15 protein-coding genes are annotated in these 20,410 nt (G+C 68.9%); 11 read left to right on the plus strand and 4 right to left on the minus strand.

Translation table 11 applies throughout. The features are described 5' to 3' along the window. Positions 1-47: 47 nt before the first annotated feature. Positions 48-2,684 (minus strand): TonB-dependent receptor, encoded by a 2,637-nt coding sequence (locus ABN401_RS06445; RefSeq protein WP_349684006.1) that lies wholly within the window; start codon positions 2,682-2,684, stop codon positions 48-50. A 174-nt stretch (positions 2,685-2,858) separates the two neighbouring features. Between ABN401_RS06445 and ABN401_RS06450 the strand changes: the two genes are divergently transcribed. Genes ABN401_RS06450 through ABN401_RS06465 form a run of 4 tightly spaced genes read left to right on the plus strand, consistent with a single transcriptional unit; the run spans position 2,859 to position 8,021 of the window. Beyond that, positions 2,859-4,118: a mandelate racemase/muconate lactonizing enzyme family protein gene (locus tag ABN401_RS06450; protein ID WP_349684007.1), complete on the plus strand. Its 1,260-nt coding sequence runs from the start codon at positions 2,859-2,861 to the stop codon at positions 4,116-4,118. After that, positions 4,118-5,353, plus strand: a complete 1,236-nt coding sequence (locus tag ABN401_RS06455) for a mandelate racemase/muconate lactonizing enzyme family protein (protein WP_349684008.1) — start codon at positions 4,118-4,120, stop codon at positions 5,351-5,353. Before ABN401_RS06450 ends, ABN401_RS06455 begins: the two co-directional genes overlap by 1 nt. Beyond that, positions 5,353-6,720, plus strand: a complete 1,368-nt coding sequence (locus tag ABN401_RS06460; protein ID WP_349684009.1) for a glycoside hydrolase family 28 protein — start codon at positions 5,353-5,355, stop codon at positions 6,718-6,720. Before ABN401_RS06455 ends, ABN401_RS06460 begins: the two co-directional genes overlap by 1 nt. Then, entirely contained in the window at positions 6,717-8,021 is a 1,305-nt protein-coding gene (locus ABN401_RS06465; protein ID WP_349684010.1) for a glycoside hydrolase family 28 protein, read from the plus strand. The genes ABN401_RS06460 and ABN401_RS06465 overlap by 4 nt, the downstream gene beginning before the upstream one ends. 1 nt (position 8,022) lies before the next feature. Here ABN401_RS06465 and ABN401_RS06470 read toward each other — a convergent pair whose 3' ends face one another. Genes ABN401_RS06470 through manD form a run of 3 tightly spaced genes read right to left on the minus strand, consistent with a single transcriptional unit; the run spans position 8,023 to position 12,438 of the window. Further along, positions 8,023-9,420, minus strand: a complete 1,398-nt coding sequence (locus ABN401_RS06470) for an MFS transporter (protein ID WP_349684011.1) — start codon at positions 9,418-9,420, stop codon at positions 8,023-8,025. Continuing rightward, positions 9,417-11,156 (minus strand): glycoside hydrolase family 2 TIM barrel-domain containing protein, encoded by a 1,740-nt coding sequence (locus ABN401_RS06475; protein ID WP_349684012.1) that lies wholly within the window; start codon positions 11,154-11,156, stop codon positions 9,417-9,419. Before ABN401_RS06475 ends, ABN401_RS06470 begins: the two co-directional genes overlap by 4 nt. A 1-nt stretch (position 11,157) precedes the next feature. Next, positions 11,158-12,438, minus strand: coding sequence for a D-mannonate dehydratase ManD (manD, locus tag ABN401_RS06480; protein WP_349684013.1), 1,281 nt, complete (start codon positions 12,436-12,438; stop codon positions 11,158-11,160). Positions 12,439-12,524: 86 nt separating this feature from the next. Between manD and ABN401_RS06485 the strand changes: the two genes are divergently transcribed. Genes ABN401_RS06485 through ABN401_RS06515 form a run of 7 tightly spaced genes read left to right on the plus strand, consistent with a single transcriptional unit; the run spans position 12,525 to position 20,405 of the window. Further along, entirely contained in the window at positions 12,525-13,283 is a 759-nt protein-coding gene (locus ABN401_RS06485; RefSeq protein WP_349684014.1) for a FadR/GntR family transcriptional regulator, read from the plus strand. Next, a complete protein-coding gene (gene uxaC / locus ABN401_RS06490; RefSeq protein ID WP_349684015.1) occupies positions 13,283-14,698 on the plus strand; it encodes a glucuronate isomerase in 1,416 nt (471 codons plus the stop codon). The genes ABN401_RS06485 and uxaC overlap by 1 nt, the downstream gene beginning before the upstream one ends. Beyond that, positions 14,695-15,678 carry a TRAP transporter substrate-binding protein gene (locus tag ABN401_RS06495; protein WP_349684016.1) on the plus strand — a complete coding sequence of 328 codons (984 nt, stop codon included), beginning with the start codon at positions 14,695-14,697 and terminating at the stop codon, positions 15,676-15,678. The genes uxaC and ABN401_RS06495 overlap by 4 nt, the downstream gene beginning before the upstream one ends. Then, positions 15,675-16,175, plus strand: a complete 501-nt coding sequence (locus tag ABN401_RS06500) for a TRAP transporter small permease (RefSeq protein ID WP_349684017.1) — start codon at positions 15,675-15,677, stop codon at positions 16,173-16,175. The genes ABN401_RS06495 and ABN401_RS06500 overlap by 4 nt, the downstream gene beginning before the upstream one ends. After that, complete coding sequence (locus ABN401_RS06505; protein ID WP_349684018.1) at positions 16,166-17,446, plus strand: TRAP transporter large permease; 1,281 nt, start codon at positions 16,166-16,168, stop codon at positions 17,444-17,446. Before ABN401_RS06500 ends, ABN401_RS06505 begins: the two co-directional genes overlap by 10 nt. Further along, positions 17,446-18,918: a mannitol dehydrogenase family protein gene (locus ABN401_RS06510; protein ID WP_349684019.1), complete on the plus strand. Its 1,473-nt coding sequence runs from the start codon at positions 17,446-17,448 to the stop codon at positions 18,916-18,918. Before ABN401_RS06505 ends, ABN401_RS06510 begins: the two co-directional genes overlap by 1 nt. Further along, positions 18,915-20,405: a UxaA family hydrolase gene (locus ABN401_RS06515; RefSeq protein WP_349684020.1), complete on the plus strand. Its 1,491-nt coding sequence runs from the start codon at positions 18,915-18,917 to the stop codon at positions 20,403-20,405. The genes ABN401_RS06510 and ABN401_RS06515 overlap by 4 nt, the downstream gene beginning before the upstream one ends. The last annotated feature ends 5 nt before the right edge of the window (positions 20,406-20,410 follow it).

Here is a 20,410-nt window from a genome sequence, read left to right on the forward strand (position 1 = left end):
GCTCAGGAGAGGATGGGCGGCGGGGTGACGCCGCCCATGCCGGATGGTCAGAAGGTCGCGCGAACGCCGACCTGATAGCTCGAGCCGAAATCCTGAACCCGTTCGAACAGGTTCTGGCGGCCGCCGACATAGTAGCGGATGTCCTTCTCGCCCGTCAGATTGATGCCGTCGACATAGAGCTGGACCTGTTCGGTGACGTTCCAGCGCAGGTTGACGTCGACCTGGGTGAAGGGCGCGCGGTAGCGGTCCTCGATCCCGTCGCCGGACAGGCCCGACAGGACCTCGCCCCGGTGGTTCCCGGCGACCCGCATGGAGAAGATGTCGTTCTCCCAGCCGATAGACAGGTTGCTCGAGACGTCGGCCTGGCCCGGGAAGGGGAAGCTCTCGCCCGGGCGTTCGCTGGTCTCGGCCTCGCTTTCCGCCAGGGTCAGGTTGGCCTCGACGAACAGGCCCGACAGCAGGCCCGGCAGTTGGGCGAAGGTCTGGGACCAGGACAGCTCCATCCCCGTCACACTGGCCTCGCCGCCGTTTATGACCGTCTCGATGCTGTCGAAATTGGTCGAAACGCCTGGGGGCAGGACGATGGGAGTCTGGGCCAGGTTGGTGGTCTCGAAATCCAGGAAGAAGTCGGTGATCTCCTTGTGGAAGACCGCGATCTGGAAGACGGACTGGCTGGACGGATACCAGGCCACCGAGGCGTCGAACTGGTCGGCGATCAGGGGATTCAGGAACGGGTTCCCGGCCTCCAGTTCGCGGGTGTTCGCAGGATCGCCCGGATCGAACCGGACCGCCTGGCTGTTTCGGGCGTCGTCGAAGTCCGGCCGGGCCAGGCCGCGTCCATAGGAAGCGCGCACAACCAGGGTGTCGGACGGCTCCCACCGGATCAGGGCCGAGGGCAGCCACTCGGTATAGTCCGTTTCATAGGTGCCCAGGTTGACCGCCGAAAGCGGCTGACCCGCCGCGTTCAGGCCGTTGTCGTCGCTCTCGAAGAAGAAGCCCTGGCTGGAGAACTCGGTCTGTTCGACGCGGACACCGCCGATCAGGGTCAGGTTCGGTCCCAGGCTCCAGTTGCCCATGACGTATGCGGCTGTGACGTCCTCGCCGAGGCGATAGTCGGAGGCGACCGTGTTGTCCTGACGCTGGAAGCGCGGGTCGGCCAGCAGGGCGTCGCGGCTGCGGATCGCCAGGTCGCGCAGGGCGTCGAGCTGGACGAAGGGCCCGAAGCTGTTTCTGAACCCGGCATCGGGCAGGAAGGTCGTCTGGGTCGCATAGGTGTCGGTGAAGCCGCGCGTGCGGGGGTCGCCGTTGAACTCGGCCTTGTCGGCCTCCTTGTCCCGCGTGCGGAACTTGGCACCGAACTGGAGATAGCCGTCCTCTCCAAAGGCCGCGAAGGGCGCGCGGATGTTGAAGCGCGCCGAGGAGATGTCGTCGGTCCGCTCCTCCTCGATGAAGAGCAGGTTCACATAGCGATAGTTGCCCGCGACCGATGGATCCGGCCGTGAGCCCGACTCGCGCTGGATGTCGACGGTCAGGCTGTCCTGGCCATAGGTCGCGATGGCGCGGATGTCGTCGATCTCGAATCGCGGCCGCAGTCCGTCCTCCTGGGACCAGCGCGAGCGCGAGGTGTCGATCTGGTAGTCGATTTCCCAGTCGTTGGCGAAGCGGTACTCCCCGCCGGCCGAGAGCGAGAACAGTCGGTCCTCGGTGGGCTGGAAGAAGACCTGGTAGCGATTGCGGACGTCGTTGAAGGTGCCGGAGGTGTCGGTGATCGCAACGACCTCGTTGCCGGTCGATCGTTCGGTCTGCCACAGCTGCTGAACGCGGGTGTCGTCGTCGTTCAGCTGGGTGAACTGGCCGCGCAGGAACAGTTCCATGCCGTCGCGAGGACGGTATTCGAGGTTGAAGGTGCCGCCGAACCGCTCTCGCTCGCCGATCTCGAAACGCTGGTTGAGCTCGTTGGGATAAAGGAAGGTGGTGCCGCCGCGGGTGATCGAACGAAGCCCGTCCTCGTTTCTCAGATCGTCTCCGTTGATGTAGCGCTGGGAATAGTTGGCCGAGATCGCCAGGCCGAGATCCCCGCCCATGAGGCGACGCGCCACGCTGCCCCCGACCTCGGGGCCCCACTGGTCGGCGTACTCCTGCAGATTGCCCTCGGCGCGGAAGCTGTAGCGGTCGCCCGGTTGATCGAAGGCGGACTGGCTCTGAAGCTCGACCGCGCCGCCGATGGTGTCGCCGTCCATGTCGGGGGTGTAGGTCTTGGAGACCACGATCCGGCCGAGAAGGTCCGAGGGAATAACGTCCAGGGCCACGGTGCTGGACCCCGCTTCGGAGGTGCCGACACGCACGCCGTTGACCGTCACCTGGGTGAAGGAGGACGGCAGGCCGCGGACCGAGACCGTGCGCCCCTCGCCCTCGTTGCGTTCGATATTGATGCCGGGCAGGCGTTGCAGCGCCTCGGCGGTGTTCTGATCCCCGAACTGTCCGACCGAATCGGCCGAGACCACATTGGTCAGATTGTCGTTGGCCCGTTCGGCGGCGCGCGCCGACGCGATGGCCCCGCGCTGTCCGGTGACGATGATGTCCTCGACCTGGGACGCCTGCGGTGAGGCATCCTGTGCCCAGGCGCCGCCGGCGACGCCGGACACGGCGGTGATGATGGCGAGTGTTGAGACCCCTCGGCGCATGGCCGTCCTCCCTATGACGTTGACGCCGCTTCTGGATCGGCTTGACAACAGCGTTACATGCGCCCTGTCCGAATGTCAAAATCGTCCTGACCAATTATGCTGGACGACCTGACCGGGATGCGCGACTTGCTAAGATTGGTCAGGCCGGTTTAGGGTCCGTCAGGGAGAATTCGTATGATCGCAGACCGTCGATCCGCCTTGCTCGTGGGCGCGCTGGGAGTCTTCGCCGCAGCGGGCGGGGTCCAGGCGCGAAGCGTCCACCCGCCCCGACCCGACGCTCAGGGCCTGTTGCGCTTTCCGACCGACCCCCGGCCCCCGCTCGACCTGAGCGACGTCGCGCCCGAGCCGATCGTGCTGCGCGCGCTGGAGCTGTGGCGGACGCCGCAGGAGGGGACGATCCTGGTGCGGGCGGTTTCCGCCGACGGCGTCGAGGGGGTGGTCCGGGCCTCGACCAAGGCGGAGGAGACGCTGGATTTCTTTCGCCTGTTCGTCATGCCCAAGTTCATCGGCGAGGACATGCGCGGCCTGTATCGCATCCTGGAGCGGGGCTATCGCGACGACTACGAATACGCATCGGTGCCATGGTGGAGCGCCATGGGCCAGGCCGAGGTCGCGGTGTGGGACCTGATCGGCAAGACGGTCGCCAAGCCCTGCCACGCCCTGCTGGGGCCCAAGCTGAGGGACGAGATCCCGGTCTATCTGTCCTCCAACCAGCGCGGCACCCGGCCCGAGGAAGAGGTCGATCACTTGCGCCGGCGCGTCGAGGAGACCGGCTGCCAGGCCATCAAGATCAAGATCGGCCGCCGCATGGGCCGCAACACCGACATGTACGAGGGCCGGTCGGAGGCCATGGTCAAGGCCGTCCGCGAAGCCTTCGGCGACGACATGACGATCTATGCCGACGCCAACGGCGCCTATGACGCGCCGACGGCGATCGAGGTGTGCCGCATGCTGCAGTCCTACGGCGTGACCATGCTGGAGGAGCCCTGCCCGTTCGAGGCCTTCGAGATGGTCAAGCAGGTCACCGAGCGGACCGACCTGCTGATCGCGGGCGGCGAGAACGACTGCGCCTTCGAGAAATGGGCCTGGTACTGCGACAACCGCGCCTACGACGTGCTGCAGCCTGATCCGATGTACAACGGCGGCATGATGCGCTGCTTGGCCGTGCAGCAGATGAGCGAGGCGGCGGGCCTGCTCTACAATCCGCATTTCCCCAGGAACAACGCCGACACCGCCCCCCTGCTGCACCTCTGCGCCGTCGCGCCGAACCTGTATGGCTTTCAGGAGTATCGGTCGCGGCCCGACGCGCTGGACTTCGCCCATTCGCCGCAGATGGCCCCGCGCGGCGGCATGCTGCCGGTGTCGGACGCGCCGGGCTTCGGCATCGAGTACGATCCGTCGATCTGGTCCACCGCGACCCGGATCGTGCCGTAATGAGGATGGACCGGCGCGCGATGATGGCCGGTCTCGGCGCCGCCTCCCTCGCCGGGGCGGTCGATGCCCAGGTCGCGGTGCGGCGACCGGATGGCCTGCTGGCCTTCCCCGAGGCGCCCGCCGATCAGGTCGACTTCCGCCGTTGGCTGGACCGGCCGGTCGTCCTGCGCTCCGCCGAAATGCTGAGGGTCGGCGGCCGCCACGAGTTCGTGCGCGTCGTCTCCGAGGACGGCGTCGCGGGCGTGGTCAAGGCCAACAGCCGCATGGCCGAGGTCTCCAGCCTGTTCCACCTGGTGGTCAAGCCGCGCCTGCTGGGCCAGGACATGCGCGACATCGAGCGGCTGATCCGCGAGCTCTACACCCGCGAATACAAGTTCGCCTCCCTGCCGTTCTGGACCGCCGTCGGCCATCTGGAGCTGGCGATCTGGGACATGATGGGAAAGTCGGCGGGCGTGCGCTGCGTCGACTTCATGGGGCCGGTCCAGAGGACGGATATTCCGATCTATATCTCCTCGCTCAGGCGCAATACGACGCCCGAAGAAGAGGTCGCCTGGCTGGCCGAGGAGGTCGAGACGACCGGCGCGCGCGGTGTCAAGATCAAGGTCGGCGGTCGGATGAGCCGCAACGCCGACGCCAGCCCCGGCCGCTCCGAGGCCGTGGTGCGCGCGGTGCGCCAGCATTTTGGCGACGACTTCACGATCTACGCCGACGCCAACGGCAGCTATGACGCGCCGGGCGCCATCGACCTGTGTCTGATGCTGACGGCCTGGTGCGTGGCCATGCTGGAGGAGCCCTGCCCGTACGAAGACGTGGAGATGACCCGCCAGGTGGTGGAGCGCACCGCCATCCCCATCGCGGGCGGCGAGCAGGACAACTCGATGGAACGCTGGCGCTGGCTGATCGAGAACCGGGCGCTGGACGTGCTGCAGCCCGACTTCATGTACAACGGGGGCATGGCGAGGACGCTGGAGGTCCAGCGCATGGCCGCCGCCGCCGGCATCGGCGTCGCCCCCCACTATCCCCGCAGCGGGTCGGAGACGGTCGAGCTGATCCACTTCGCCGCCTATGCGCCGAACCTGCATGGCCTGCAGGAGTATCGCGGCCAGGGGCGGGACCTGGACTTCGCGCATGAACCCCGGATCGCGCCCCGGAACGGCGTGGTGACCCTGCCCGAGGGGCCCGGCTTCGGCGTGAGTTTCGATCCGTCGATCTGGACCGGGGCGGAGACGATCTGATGCGGCACCTCCACCTTCCCCGGCGCGGCGTCCTGCTGGGCGGGGCGAGCCTCGCGCTCGGAGCCTACGCCACCCTGCCGTCCGGCGGGTCGGCCGCCGACCGCGTCGCGGCGGGTGTTCAGCGCCCGCGCGTTCCGCCCCGGGTTCGTCTTGTGACCGATCACGGCGCGAAACCCGGCGATGTCGACGCCCTGCCCGGCTTCCTCGCCGCCGTCGCCGCGGCCGCCGACGCCGGCGGCGGACGGGTCATCGTTCCGGCTGGAGACTGGCGGCTGGACGGGCCGATCCATCTGAGAAGCCGGGTGGACCTGCATCTGGAGGAAGGCGCGACGCTGCGTTTCACGCCGGACGCCCGGTTCTATCCGACCGTCTTCACCCGCTGGGAGGGGACCGAGGTCTACAACCACTCGCCCCTGATCTATGCGCGCGGCCAGACCGACGTGGCCCTGACCGGCAAGGGGCGGATCGAGGGCGGCGGGCGCGACTACTGGTTCACCTGGCGGCCGGAACAGCGCCCGGATCAGACCCGCCTGCGCCAGATGGGGGCCGACGGCGTGCCGGTCGATCAGCGCGTCTTCGGCCTGGGTCACAAGCTTCGCCCGGCCTTCGTGCAGTTCATCGATTGCCGCCGCGTCCTGATCGAGGGCCCGCATTTCGAAGACAGCCCCTTCTGGGTGCTGCACCCCGTCTATTGCGACCACGTCACCGTGCGCGACGTGTCGATCCGGTCCAAGCACCTGAACAGCGACGGCTGCGACCCCGACAGCTGCACCAATGTCCTGATCGAGAGCTGCCGGTTCGACGTCTCGGACGACTGCGTGGCGGTGAAGTCGGGTCGGGATCAGGACGGCTGGCGCGTCGCCAGGCCCAGCTCGCGCATCGTGGTGCGGGACTGCGAGATGAACACCGACATCGCCGCCGCCTTCGCCATCGGCTCGGAGATGTCGGGCGGGGCGCACGATATCTGGGTCGAGCGGCTGAGGGTCCCGAGCGCCGAGCACGCCATCTATGTCAAGGCCAATCTGGACCGGGGCGGGCTGATCGAGCGTATCCGCATCCGCGACATCGACGTGGTCCAGACCGAGACCCTGATCCACTTCACCACCGCCTATCACAGCTGGCGGGGCGGCAACTTCCCGCCGACCTACCGCGATTTCCTGGTCGAGAACGTCCGCTGCGAGCGGGCAGAACAAGCCCTGCACATCGTCGGGGTCGAGACCGCGCCGGTCCAGGACGTTCGGCTGTCCGACATCGTGGTCGGGACCGTCAGCGCGCCCGACGCCATCGCCCATGTGAGGAACCTGCAGCTGGACCGTGTCTCGGTCGCCGGGCGGACAGTGACCTTCGATTCGGGCGGTGTCGCATGATGACGTCCCTCGCCGCCCTCCTCCTCGGCTTGATTGCCCAGGGCGATGCGCCCGCGCCACCACTCTGCCAGGTGACGGACTATGGCGCGGTCGCCGACGACGCCCGACTTGATGACGCCGGGCTTGAAGCGGCCATGATCGACTGCGCCCGGAGCGGAGGCACTGTCGTGATCCCGCGCGGCGTCTTCGTGACCGGCGGCGTGAACCTGCGCAGCGGCGTGACCCTGCATCTCGCCGGCGGCGCTGTGCTCAGGGGATCGTCACGATTGTCGGACTATCGCACCGTCCGGGAGGGCGAGCGTCAGGCCCAGGGCGTGGTGACGGCGGTGAACGTCGAGGATGCCGCCATCACCGGGTCCGGCACCATCGACGGCTCCGGGGGCGATTTCTGGACCGAGGGCGACGCCCGCCCCGAGGGCGCGGTGGTCGTCCACGGCTGTCGCAATCTGGCGATCCGGGGCGTCACCGTTCGCGATCCGGCCCGTTACAACGGGCGCATGACGGACTGCGACGGCGTGGTGGTCGATGGCATCACCATCCGTGCGCCCGCCTTGGCACCGAACAGCGACGGACTGCAGATTCGCGATTCGGCGGACGTCCGCATCTCCAACTGCGACATCATCACGGGCGACGACGCCATCGTGCTGAAGGCCAGCCACCGACCCGTCGAACGCATCCTGATCACCAACTGCCGCCTGACCTCGGACGACGCCGCGATCAAGTTCGGCACCGGGTCGCGCACCGTGACCCGCCACGTCACGGTCACCAACACCGTCATCACCGACAGCCGCTATGGCATCGCCCTCTTCATGCAGGACGGCGGGGTCTATGAGGACAGCCGGTTCACCGACCTGATCATCCAGACCGGTAGCCGACACGTCCGCGACTATCCGATCTTCGTCGACGTCGACAGCCGCGAGGGCGGCGGCCCGCACGGTACGATCCGCAACATCACCTTCGATGGTCTGGACATCCGCACGGGCGGCAACATCCTGATCGGCGGCCAGGCGGATGCGCCGGTGACGGGTCTGACCCTGTCCGATATCCGCATGACGATCGAGGACGCCATCGACCCCACCGCCACGACCGGCAAGCCGCGCGGCAACCGGCTGCAGGCCCAGCGGACCGGTGCCGCCGACTTCTCGGGCGAGGTGGGTCATATCGTCCTCGGCCATGCTCAGGATACGATCGTCCGCAACGTCCGCATCACTGAAACGGAATCCGCCGATCGACGCCCGGCGCTGGTTGAGCGGGAGACCGGCAACACCTTGGTCGATCTCGCCCCCGGGAGTGGGCGGTAGGTCAGGTCTGTTCGAAGCCCGGCTCCACGCCTTGTTCGGTGGCGCGGCTGACGCGGGCGTGCTCGGCCTGGTCCAGTCGGTAGCCCCACATGATCATCGCCGACAGGACGACGCCGATCAGGGGCACCACCGTCATGATGACCTTGATGCCGTCGGCGGTGGCGGGGGTCACATCGACGCCGTCGACATAGCCGATGGCGAACAGCAGCCAGCCGAACAGGAATCCGTTGACGCCGAGCGCCAGCTGCTTGGCGAAGCTGGCCAGGCCGAACACCTTGGCGTCGTGGCGCTGGCCGGTGACGTGGGCGTTGTATTCGACCGTGTCGGGCAGCATGGCCCAGAACAGCACCTGATAGCCGACGTTGGCGGCCGAAACGGCGGTCAGCAGGAGAGCCGCGATGACCGGGTCCCGCGACGGGATGAGCCAGAAGGCGGCATAGGCGACCGCGCTCCAGACATTGGCCAGCAGCCAGGCGTCACGCTTGGACCGTTTCCTCGCCACCCAGGCCCAGAAGGGGCTGAACATCAGATTGGCGATCAGCGCCAGAGGCACCAGGGTGTCCCTGAGATCCGGGCGCTCCAGGGTGTGGTTGACGTAGTAGGTCAGGGCCTTGTTGGTCATGGTGAAGGCGAGCGACGAGACGATGATGCAGGCGAAAACCCGCATCAGCGGTCCGTTCAGACGCAGCATCCGGCCCACCGTGCGCGCATCGTCGCCGACCGCCTTCAGCGAGAAGCCCACCGGGTTGAGCTCCACCTCGCGCGGCGGCTCGCGCGTCTCAAGAAAGCACAGCCAGAAGATCGGCAAGGACAGCAGACCGACAGCGCCGGCGGCGATGACATAGGCGAAGGGGTTGCCCTCTCCGCCCGCCCGCTCGACCAGGGTCGGCATCAGATAGGTCACCGCCGCCCCGCCCGAAAAGGCGAACACCATCCGCCACCCCGCCAGCGAGGCCCGCTCGTTCGCGTCGCCCGAGATGCGGGCCGACAACGACGAATAGGGGATCGACACCACCGAATAGGCGGTCCGCATCAGGATCTGGCTGAGCAGGGCGTAGAGGAACAGACCCGACTGTTCAGCGAAGGCCCCGCCTGACGGGCTCAGGAAACACAGGGCGAAACAGACCGCCACGGCCGGGCTGGCGAACACCAGATAGGGCCGATAGCTGCCCCACCTGGTCCGGGTCCGGTCGGCGATGGCACCGATCACGGAATCGGCGAACCCATCCCACAGGCTGGCGACCAGGAAGACCGTTCCGGCGAGCCGGGGATCCAGCCCCAGGACGTCGGTGTAGAAGGGCATCAGCAGCAGATTCAGCGTCTGCCAATACAGGTTGAAGCCGAAGTCGCCCACGGCCCAGCCGAGCTTGCGGCGCAGCGGAAGCGGCGCGGCGGTCACCGCGTGTCCTTCCAGAGGTCGCGCAGGACGAAGGCCGCGCGCTTGGGCTGGCGGTCGCGGGTGAAGACACCCTTCAGGTTCAGCACCACGCGGCGCGAATGCTGGGCCGTGCGGAAGTCGGCGAAGTTCCAGACGTGTCCGCCGATGCAGGCGGGGTGGGCCTGGATCTCGGCCCAGAAGGCGGCGATCAGATCGGCCTGGTATTCCTCGGTGAACAGCTGGGGCGAGGTGGAATGCTGGCCGGCCAGGGCGTCGGCCCCGAACTCGGCCACGAACACCGGCTTGCCGTGGGCCGCCACGGCGTCGAGGTCGGCGCGCAGCAGCGCGACCGCCCGCTCGATCTGGGCCGGGGCCTGATACCAGCCGAAATAGCGGTTGATCGACACGATGTCGGCCTGTTCGAACGCCGGATCGTCCAGCCCGGCATAGCCGACGTTGGCGTGGGTCAGGGGACGGGTCGGGTCGAGGTCGCGAGCGTGGCCGAACAGATCCTTCCAGTAGGGACCGGACCGCCAGCGATACTCCGGCTCGGCCAGGTAGCCCGGCTCGTTGGCGAGGGACCAGGCGATGACGCTGGGGCGGTGGCCGTCGCGCGCGATCAGGGCTTCGACCGCCGCCCGGTGCTGCGCCAGGGTCGCCTCGGTCACCTGGCGGAAGTCGAGATTGACCGAGAAGACCTCGTCGATCACCAGGATGCCCCGCTCGTCGGCGAAATCGAGGAAGTCTTCGCTGTAGGGGTAATGGGAGGTCCGAACCGAGTTGGCGTGGGTCCAGTCCAGCAGGCCGAAGTCCTTCACCAGTTGCGGAAGATCGAGGCCGCGCCCCCGGATCGGTCCGTCCTCGTGCTTGCCGAAGCCCTTGAGCGTGACAGGTTCGCCGTTCAGCAGCAGCGCGTGGCCGCGCGCCTCGACGTCGCGGAAGCCGGTGCGGAGGTCGATCCGGTCGGCGACGATGCCCAGCGCATCCAGCCGCTCGACGACGACGTCGTAGAGCGCGGGGTCGGCGGGCGACCAGGGGCGGACGTCGGGCACGCGCAGGCTGATCGGCTCCCCCGCGAGGCCCTCGGCCTCGACGTCCGCGAGGGCGACGCGGATGCGCGAGCCCGGCGGAGCCTCGGCCGTGAGGGTGAGCGTGCCGTCCGCCGAGGCGCGCAGCCGCACCGCTTCGATCCCGCCCATCGGCGTCGCCGTCAGCCAGACGGGGCGGTTCAGTCCGCCGTACGGGAAGAAGTCGAAGCGAACCGCCGGGCGGTATTCGTCGCGTACGCGACCCTCGGCGACATACTGTTCCATGCCGACGCCGGACGTGGGTCCGTCCAGAGACAGCCGGTTATCGACGCGGGCGACGATCCGGACCGTCCGGCCCGCGACCAGCCGGTCGCTGTCGATCTCGAACGGCAGGAAGGCGGGGCCGCTCTCGCCCGCAAAGACGCCGTCCACGAACACGCGCGCCGAAAAATCCGCGCTGTCGAACCTCAGCCGGATGCCCCGCCCCTCGAACGACGTCGGCACGGAGACGTCGGTCTGGAGCCAGGCGGCACCCTGGTAATCCATGAACCCGGCCTCGGCGAGTTGCTCGTTCCACGAGCCCGGCACGGCGACGGGATGGGTGCCAGCGGGGTCCGATCCAGCGCCCCAGTCCCCCGCCTCGCCCTCGTCGTTCAGATCGAAGCGGATGCGCCAGATGCCGCTCAAATCAATGACGTCGCGAAAGGCGTTCCGCTGGGGGCGGATCACCCTACCAGTTCCACAGGGTGCCGTCGGTCAGGCGCGCGATGGGCAGCTGGCGCGGATCGTAGGGGTATCGAGCGGCCAAAGCCTCGTCGATATCGACCCCATGGCCTGGCCGGTCGCCGGGGATCAGGAAGCCGGCCCCGAAGCGGTAGTCGTGGGGGAAGACGGCGTCGGTCGCCTCGGTGTGGCGCATGTATTCCTGGATGCCGAAGTTGGGGACCCAGGCGTCGAAGTGAACGGCCGCGCCCAGGGTCACCGGCGACAGGTCGGTGGCACCGTGGCAGCCCGTCCGCACCCCCCATACGGCCGCGAAATCGGCGATCCGGCGCAGATGGGTCAGGCCGCCCGCCCCGACGATGGTCGTGCGGATATAGTCGATCAGCTGTTCCTGGATCAGGTCCTTGCAGTCCCAGATCGTATTGAACACCTCGCCGACCGCCAGAGGCGTCGTCGTGTGCTGGCGGACCAGACGGAAGGCCTCCTGGTTCTCGGCCGGGGTGGCGTCCTCCAGCCAGAACAGGTCGTAGGGCTCCAACGACTTGCCCAGACGCGCGGCCTCCTGCGGCGTCATGCGGTGATGGCCGTCGTGCAGCAGACGCGGCTCGGGCCCATAGGTGTCGCGCAGCCGCTGGAACAGCTTGGGCACATGGGTCAGGTAGCGGCGCGTGTCCCACACGGTCTCGGTCGGCAGGGAGGCGTCGGCGGGCTCGTAGTGCATCTCGCCACGGCCCACCCCATAGGCGTTGGTCAGGCCGGGCACGCCGGTCTGGGCGCGGATGGCCTGATAGCCCAGGTCGATGTAGCGACCGACGGCGTCGACCGTCTCTTCGATGTCGGCGCCGTTGGCATGGCCGTAGACCATCACCCGGTCGCGCGACCGGCCGCCCAGAAGCTCGTGCAGGGGCGCGCCCAGCGCCTTGCCCTTGATGTCCCACAGGGCGACGTCGACCGCCGCGATGGCCCGCATGGTCACCGGGCCGCGCCGCCAGTAGGAGCCGCGATAGAGCAGCTGCCAGGTGTCCTCGATGCGCCTGGCGTCGCGCCCGATCAGCAGCGGACAGACGTGGTCGTTCAGATAGGCGACAACCGCCATCTCGCGCCCGTTCAGGGTCGCGTCGCCGATGCCATAGACGCCCTGATCGGTCTCGATCTTGAGGGTGACGAAGTTGCGCCCGGGGCAGGTTACGATGACCCGCGCGGCGGTGATGAGCAGAGGCGAGGCGACCCCGACCAGACCAGACCCGTCGGCCCTCACGGTGCGGGCGTCTCCATCGGCGGCGGGCATGCGACAATCCTGTGCTAGAACACATGACACCCTAGGCGGCCGATTTTGGATTGTCCAGATTGGTCAGGCCAGATAGAAGAGTGGTCATGTCCGCCAAGTCCGAAACCAAGAGGCTTTACGAGCAGGTCGCCGAGGCGCTGGCCGCGCGGATCGCGGCCGGCGAGCCCAGGGTGGGCGAGCGCCTGCCGTCCGAACGCGATCTGGCCCAGACCTTCGGTGTCTCACGCCCGACCGTGCGCGAGGCCGTGATCGCGCTGGAGCTGGACGGCCTGGTCGAGGTCAAGATGGGCTCCGGCGTCTATGTCCGGGCCAAACGGCCGACGGGCGGCAAGGCCGGCGAGACCGACATCGGGCCGTTCGAACTGCTGGAAGCGCGTCGCGCGGTCGAGGGCGAGGCCTGCGCCATGGCGGCCCTGCGCATGACGCCCGACACCATCGCCCAGCTCCGCGCCCTGGTCGACGAGATGGAGGACGAGAACGCCCGCGACGTGGTCATGAGCGAGGACGCCGACCGGCGCTTTCACATGGTGATCGTCGAGGCGACCCAGAACAGCGCGATGATCCAGGCCGTTCGCGGCCTGTGGGACGCGCGCAGCCGTTCGCCCCAGCACCAGTTCCTGTCCCAGAAGGTCCGGGCTGCGGGGGTCAAGCCGCGCATCAACGAGCACGCCGCCATCGTCGAGGCCCTGAACATGCGCGACCCCGCCGCCGCCCGTGCGGCCATGCGCGATCACCTGACCCGGGTGATCGAGTCCCTGCTGGAAGCCACCGAGACCGAGGCGATGGAGGAGGCCCGCGCCCGGATCGCCCAACAGCGCGAACGCTACGCCGCGACGACCCACTGATGACCCATCCTCTGCGCCTGCACCCCGACCGCCTGTTCCCGGCCGACCCCGACACCCGCGCCGTCGCCCGGCGGTTGCACGCCGAGATCAAGGACCTGCCGATCGTCAGTCCGCACGGCCACACCGATCCGTCCTGGTTCGCCCTGAACCAGAACTGGAAGAACCCGGCGGAGTTGCTGATCACGCCGGACCACTACGTCTTTCGCATGCTCTACAGCCAGGGCGTGGCCCTGGAGGACCTCGGCGTCCCGAGAGCCGATGGCGGGCCGGTCGAGACGGACCCCCGCGCGATCTGGCGACGCTTCGCCGAGCGGTATCACCTGTTCCGGGGAACGCCGTCGCGGATGTGGCACGACTGGGTCTATGCCGAGGTGTTCGGCCTGGACGTGCGTCTGTCGGCCGAGACGGCGGACCACTACTACGACGTCATCGACGCGGCCCTGAAGACCGAGGCGTTTCGCCCGCGTGCCCTGTTCGAACGCTATGGCATCGAGGTCATCGCCACGACCGAGGGGCCACTCGACGACCTGGCGCACCACCGGACGATCCGCGACAGCGGCTGGTCGGGCAAGGTCGTCACCGCCTATCGGCCCGACCCGGTGATGGACCCGGACTTCGAGGGCTTTCACGACAACCTCGTCCGTTTCGGCGCCCTGACCGGCGAGGATGTCGGCAGTTGGCAAGGCTATCTGGCGGCGCACCGCACACGCCGGGCGGTCTTCGCCGCGCACGGCGCGACGTCGACCGACCACGGCCATCCGACCGCCTTCACCGCCGACCTGCCGCAGGACCAGGCCGCCGCCTTGTACGAGCGCGTCGCGACCGGCCCCGTCTCCGCCACCGACGCCGAGCTGTTCCGGGGGCAGATGCTGACCGAGATGGCGCGCATGAGCCTGGACGACGGGCTGGTGATGCAGATCCATCCCGGCAGCTTCCGGAACCACAACGGCACGGTGTTCACGCGGTTCGGACGGGACAAGGGCGCCGACATCCCGACCCGCACCGACTACGTTTCGGCGTTGAAGCCGTTGCTGGACGCCGTGGGGTCAGAGCCCGGGCTGACGATCATCCTCTTCACCCTGGACGAGACGGCCTATTCACGAGAGCTCGCCCCACTGGCGGGCCACTATCCGGCGCTGCGGCTCGGTCCGCCCTGGTGGTTCCACGACAGCCCCGAGGGCATGCGCCGTTTTCGCGAACAGGTGACCGAGACGGCCGGCTTCTACAACACCGTCGGCTTCAACGACGACACGCGGGCCTTCCTGTCGATCCCGGCCCGGCACGACGTGGCCCGGCGCATTGACACCGGTTTCCTAGCCCGGCTAGTCGTGGAGCACCGCATCGAGGAAGACGAGGCTCACGAGTTGGCGCGCGCACTCACATACGACCTGGTCAAGGCGGCCTACAGGCTGTGACGCAGACCCGACGCGCCCTGATCGCCGCCGCCCTCGCCGCCCCCGCCGCCGCCTGCGTGCAGGAGATCGGCGAGCGGCCGCTGAGGGGCGCAGACACCCATCCGTCGGGATATCCCACCGTCGCGGCGGTCGATCATTTCGGACAGCTGATCTCCGAACGGACGAACGGGCGGCTGAGGCTTCGCAACTACGCCGGCGGCCAGCTGGGCGAAGAAAAGGACACGCTGGAGATCACCGTCTTCGGCGGGCTGGACATCAACCGGGTCAATCTGGCGCCGCTGAATCCGATCGAGCCGCTGACGCTGGTGCCGTCGCTGCCGTTCCTGTTCCAGTCCACCGATCATATGCGCCGATCGCTGGACGGCGCGCCGGGGCGGACGGTGCTGAACGCCCTGGAACGGCACGGCCTGATCGGTCTGGCCTTCTACGACTCGGGCGAGCGCAGCTTCTACAACACGCGCGGACCGATCCGGACGCCGGCCGACATGCGGGGACTGAAGCTGAGGGTCCAGACCTCGGACCTCTATGTCGCCCTGGTTCAGGCGCTGGGAGCCAGCCCCATCCCCATGTCCTATGGCGAGGTTTTCCAGGGTCTGGTGCAGGGGGTCGTGGACGGGGCCGAGAACAACTGGCCCTCGTATCAGGACAGCCGTCATTTCGAGGTCGCCCGCTACTACAGCCTGACGCGGCATGTCATGGCCCCCGAGGTTCTGGTCGCATCGGGACGGACCTGGGCCAAGCTGACCCCCGCCGACCGCGAGATCATCCGCGCCGCCGCGACCGAAAGCGTGCCCTTCATGCGCGGCCTGTGGGAGGCGCGCGAGCAGACGGCGCGACAGGCCACCCTCGCGGCGGGTGTCGAGGTGGTGGAGGATCTGGACCGGGCGGCCTTCGAGGCGGCGATGCGACCGGTCTGGGACCGCTTCATCACCTCCGACGCCCAGCGGACGCTGGTCGAGCAGATCCGGGGCATGGCGTGATGCTGGCCGGTCTCGCCTTCGTCTCGCGCTGGATCAGCCGGGGGACCCTCGCCTTCGCGGCGTTCGGTCTGATCGTCATGACCGGGATTATCGGCTGGTCGGTCTTCGCCCGCTATGTGCTGGGTGACGCCCCGGCCTGGGCCGAGCAGGCGGCGCTGCTGCTGATGGTGTGGTTCGTGCTGCTGGCGGCCGCCGTGGGGGTGCGCGAGCAGTTCCACCTGGGCATGACGGCCGCGACCGACGCCATGCCGGAGGGCCTGCGTCGGCTCAGCCGGATCGTGGCGCTGCTGTGCGTCGCGGGCTTCGGCGCGGCCATGGGCGTCTGGGGCGGCGAGCTGGTGGCGCGAACCTGGGCCTTCGACATCCCGACGCTGGGCGTGCCGAGGGGCGCCGCCTATCTGCCCCTGCCCATCGCCGGCTGGCTGAGTGTCCTGTTCGCGGTCGAACACCTGATCACCGAGGCCCGGGGCCGGAAAGTGGAGCCGTTGTGGAGCTGATCCTTCTGCTGGGGCTTCTGGCCCTGTTGCTGATCCTCGGCGTGCCGGTGGCGTTCGCGCTGGGGCTCGCGTCGCTGGCGACCTTCATCTTCATGGACATCGCGCCTGTGGTGGCGTTCCAGCGGATCGCGACGGGGGTGAACGTCTTCGCCCTGATGGCCATTCCCTTCTTCGTCTTCGCCGGCGACCTGATGCAGCAGGCGGGCATCGCCGAGCGGTTGGTGAGGGTGGCCGACGCGGCGATGGGCCGGATGCGCGGCGGCCTGGGCGTCGTCGACGTCGGCGCTTCGATGATGTTCGGCGGCGTGTCCGGCTCGGCCGTCGCCTCGGTCTCCGCGCTCGGTTCGACCCTGATCCCGATGATGAAATCCAAGGGCTATGACGCCGACTACGCGGTCAACGTGACGTCGACCTCGGCGATCCTGGGCATCCTGATCCCGCCGTCGCACAACATGATCATCTATGCGGCGGCGGCCGGCGTGTCGGTGTCGGTGGCGGACCTGTTCCTGGCGGGCGTCGTGCCCGGCATCGTGACCGGCATCCTGCTGGCGGCCGTCGCCTGGTTCATCGCGGTGCGACGCGGCTATCCCAAGGGAGAGTTCCCCGGCTGGCCCGCCTTCGCCCGCGCCTTCGCCGCCGCCATCCCCGGCCTGCTGACCGCCGTGATCATCTTCGGCGGCGTGCTGGGCGGGGTCTTCACCCCGACCGAAAGCTCGGCCGTGGCAGTGATCTACACCCTGGTGATCGCCTTGATCGTCTACCGCACCCTGGGCTTCCGAGGCTTCACCACGGCGGCGCAGAACGCGGTCAAGACCACGGCCATGGTCATGCTGATCATCGGCTCGGCCGCCGCCTTCGGCTGGCTGCTGGCCCTGCTGGAGGCCCCCGAGCAGCTGGCGACCCTGCTTCAGACCCTGACGGACAATCCGATCCTGATCCTGTTGATGATCAACATCATCCTGCTGGTGCTCGGCACCTTCATGGACATGGCGCCCCTGATCGTCATCACCAGCCCGATCTTCCTGCCCGTCGCCATGGCCACGGGCATGGACCCGGTCCAGTTCGGCATCATGCTGATGCTGAACCTCGGCATCGGCCTGGTCACGCCGCCGGTGGGATCGGTGCTGTTCGTCGGCTGCGCGGTCGGCAAGATCAAGGTCGAGCAAGCGGTGAGAACGATCTGGCCCTTCTACCTGGCTCTGTTCGCGGCGCTCATGGCCATCACCTTCGTGCCGGCGCTCAGCCTGACCCTGCCGGGCCTGCTGGGCTGATGCGGCTGTCGGCCACCACGCTCGACGGGCTGCCCGCCGACGTGATCCGGCCCGCCTACGACCGCGCAAGCGTCAGGACCGGCGTCGTCCACCTGGGCATCGGCGCCTTCCATCGCGCGCACCAGGCCGACGTCTTCGACCGGGCCCTGGCCGGCGGCGATCCTCGCTGGGGCGTGCGCGGCGTGTCCCTGCGCTCGCCCGGCGTGCGCGATCAGCTCGCCACCCAAGGGGGTCTCTACAGTCTGGTCGTGAGGGACGGCGAGCGTGTGGAGACGCGCGTCGTCGGCGCGGTCGCCGAGGTCCTGGTCGCGCCGGAGAACCCCGCCGCCGTGGTCGAGGCCCTGGCCGATCCCCAGACCCACCTGGTCACCCTGACGGTCACCGAGAAGGGCTACCGCCTGGACCCGGCCTCGGGCACCCTGATCGAGAGCGATCCGGAAGTCGCCTCCGACCTGGCCTCGCTGGTCGCGCCTCGCACCGCGCCGGGATTCCTGGCGGCGGGGCTGGCCGAACGTCACGCGCGCGGGCTTGGGCCTTTGACGGTCATCAGCTGCGACAACCTCCCCCACAACGGGGCGCGCGTGAAGGACGCCGTCCTGGCCATCGCCCGGCGCCATGATCCTGCGCTGGCGGACTGGATCGAGGGCGGCTGCGCCTTCCCCCAGACCATGATCGACCGCATCGTGCCGGCCACCACGCCGGAGGATCGTCGCGAGCTCGCGGCGCGGCTCGGCGTCGACGACCACGGCATGGTCAAGACCGAGCCCTTCACCCAGTGGGTGATCGAGGACCGCTTCGCCGGTCCGCGTCCGGACTTCGAGGCGCTAGGCGTCCAGATCACCTCGGCCGTCGGCCCCTATGAGGACGCCAAGCTGCGGCTGCTGAACGGGGCGCATTCGGCCATGGCCTATCTGGGCGGGCTGGCCGGGCTTCGGTTCGTGCACCAGGTCATCGCCGAGCCGGTCTTCGCGGCCTTCGTCGAGCGGTTGTGGGATGAAGCGGCCTCGACCCTGGACCCGCCCGCAGGACTGGATCTGTCCGCCTATCGCCGGGCGCTCAAGGCGCGTTTCGCCAATGCCGCCCTGGAGCACCGCACCCACCAGATCGCCATGGACGGATCACAAAAGCTGCCGCAGCGGCTGCTGGCGGGGGCGGCGATCCGGCTGGATCGGGGCCAGCCGATCGAGGCCGTGGCGCTGGCCGTCGCCGCCTGGATGCGCTGGCAGGACGGCCTGGACGAGACGGGAGCGGCCCATGTGGTGGACGATCCGTTCGCGGTGGAAATGGCGCGGCTGGTCGCCCGCACGCCAGATCCCCTGGAGCGCGCCGCCACCCTGCTCTCGCTCGAGGCGGTCTTTCCGCGGCGGCTGGCTATGGACCCACGCTTCACCGCGCCGGTGATCGCCGCCTATGTCCGCCTGTCCCAGAGCGGGGCCCGCGCCGCAGCCTCGCTCGTCGGAGGCCGGGCATGAGCCTGCTCCGTCTCCACCCCGACGACGACGTGGCCGTGGTCCTGACCGACCTGGCGGCCGGAGCCTCGGTGGACGGTCTGACGCTGCGCGACGCCGTCGCCGCCGGGCACAAGGTCGCCGTCCGGGCCGTCGCCCCGGGCGCGCCCGTGCGCCGCTACGGCCAGGTCATCGGCGTCGCCGCCGCCGACATCGGGCCGGGCGACTGGGTCCACACCCACAATCTGACCATGAGCGAGGCCGACCGCGCTGCGGAGGTCGGCATGGATCGCCGGCCCCTGCCCGCCCCCGTCCACCCCGCGACCTGGTCCGGCTATCGGCGCGCGGACGGCCGCTGGGGCACCCGCAACACCCTCGCCGTCCTGACCAGCGTCAACTGCTCGGCCACGGTCGCGCGCCGCATCGCCGACGCCTTCCCGGTCGACGCCCTGCCCGAGGGCGTCGACGACGTGGTCGCCTATACCCACACCGGAGGCTGCGGCGGGGCCTCGGACGGCGACGACATCCGGCTGCTGCAGCGGACGCTGGCGGGCTATGCAAGGCACCCCAACGTCGCGGGCGTCCTGATCGTCGGCCTGGGCTGCGAGGCCAATCAGATTCCGGACTGGCTGGCCAGGGAAGGCCTGACGCCGGGGCCGGCGCTGCGCACCCTGTCGATCCAGGAGGCCGGAGGGACGCTGAAGGCCATCGAGGCCGGCAAGTCGATCGTCCGTGACCTGATCGCGGTCGCCGCCAAGGCCCGGCGCGAGCCCGCGCCGGTCTCGGGTCTGGCGGTCGGGCTCCAGTGCGGCGGTTCGGACGGATGGTCGGGCGTGACGGCCAATCCGGCGCTGGGTCGGGCGGTGGACCGGCTGATCGCCCACGGCGGCTCGGCGATGCTGTCCGAGACGCCCGAGATCTGGGGAGCCGAACACCTGCTGCTGCGCCGCGCCGATCCGGACACGGCCCGGCGCCTGATGGACCGGCTGGCCTGGTGGCGCGATCACGCCGAGGCGAACGGCATGGCGCTGAACAACAATCCCTCTCCCGGCAATCTGAAGGGCGGCCTGACGACCATTCTGGAGAAGTCGCTCGGCGCCGTCGCCAAGGCCGGTTCGGCGCCGCTGGAGGACGTCATCGGCTATGCCCAGCCCCTCAGGAAACCCGGCCTGACCTTCATGGACAGCCCCGGCTACGACCCCTGTTCGGCCACCGGCCAGATCGCGTCGGGCGCCAATCTGATCGCCTTCACCACGGGCCGGGGCTCCGTCTTCGGCTCCAAGCCCGCGCCCTGCCTCAAGATCGCGTCCAACGCCCGGCTGGCGGGCTGGATGGCCGAGGACGTCGACGTCGATGCCTCTCCGGTACTCGACGGCGAGAGCCTGGACGCGATGGGAGCGCGCATCTTCGACCGGCTGCTGTTGCTGGCGTCCGGACAGCCCTCGGCCTCCGAAGCCCTTGGCATCGGCGACGCCGAGTTCGTGCCTTGGCAGAGGGGTGCCTATCTGTGATCCGG

The sequence above is a fragment of the Brevundimonas aurifodinae genome (assembly GCF_040195595.1).
GTDB lineage: Bacteria > Pseudomonadota > Alphaproteobacteria > Caulobacterales > Caulobacteraceae > Brevundimonas > Brevundimonas aurifodinae.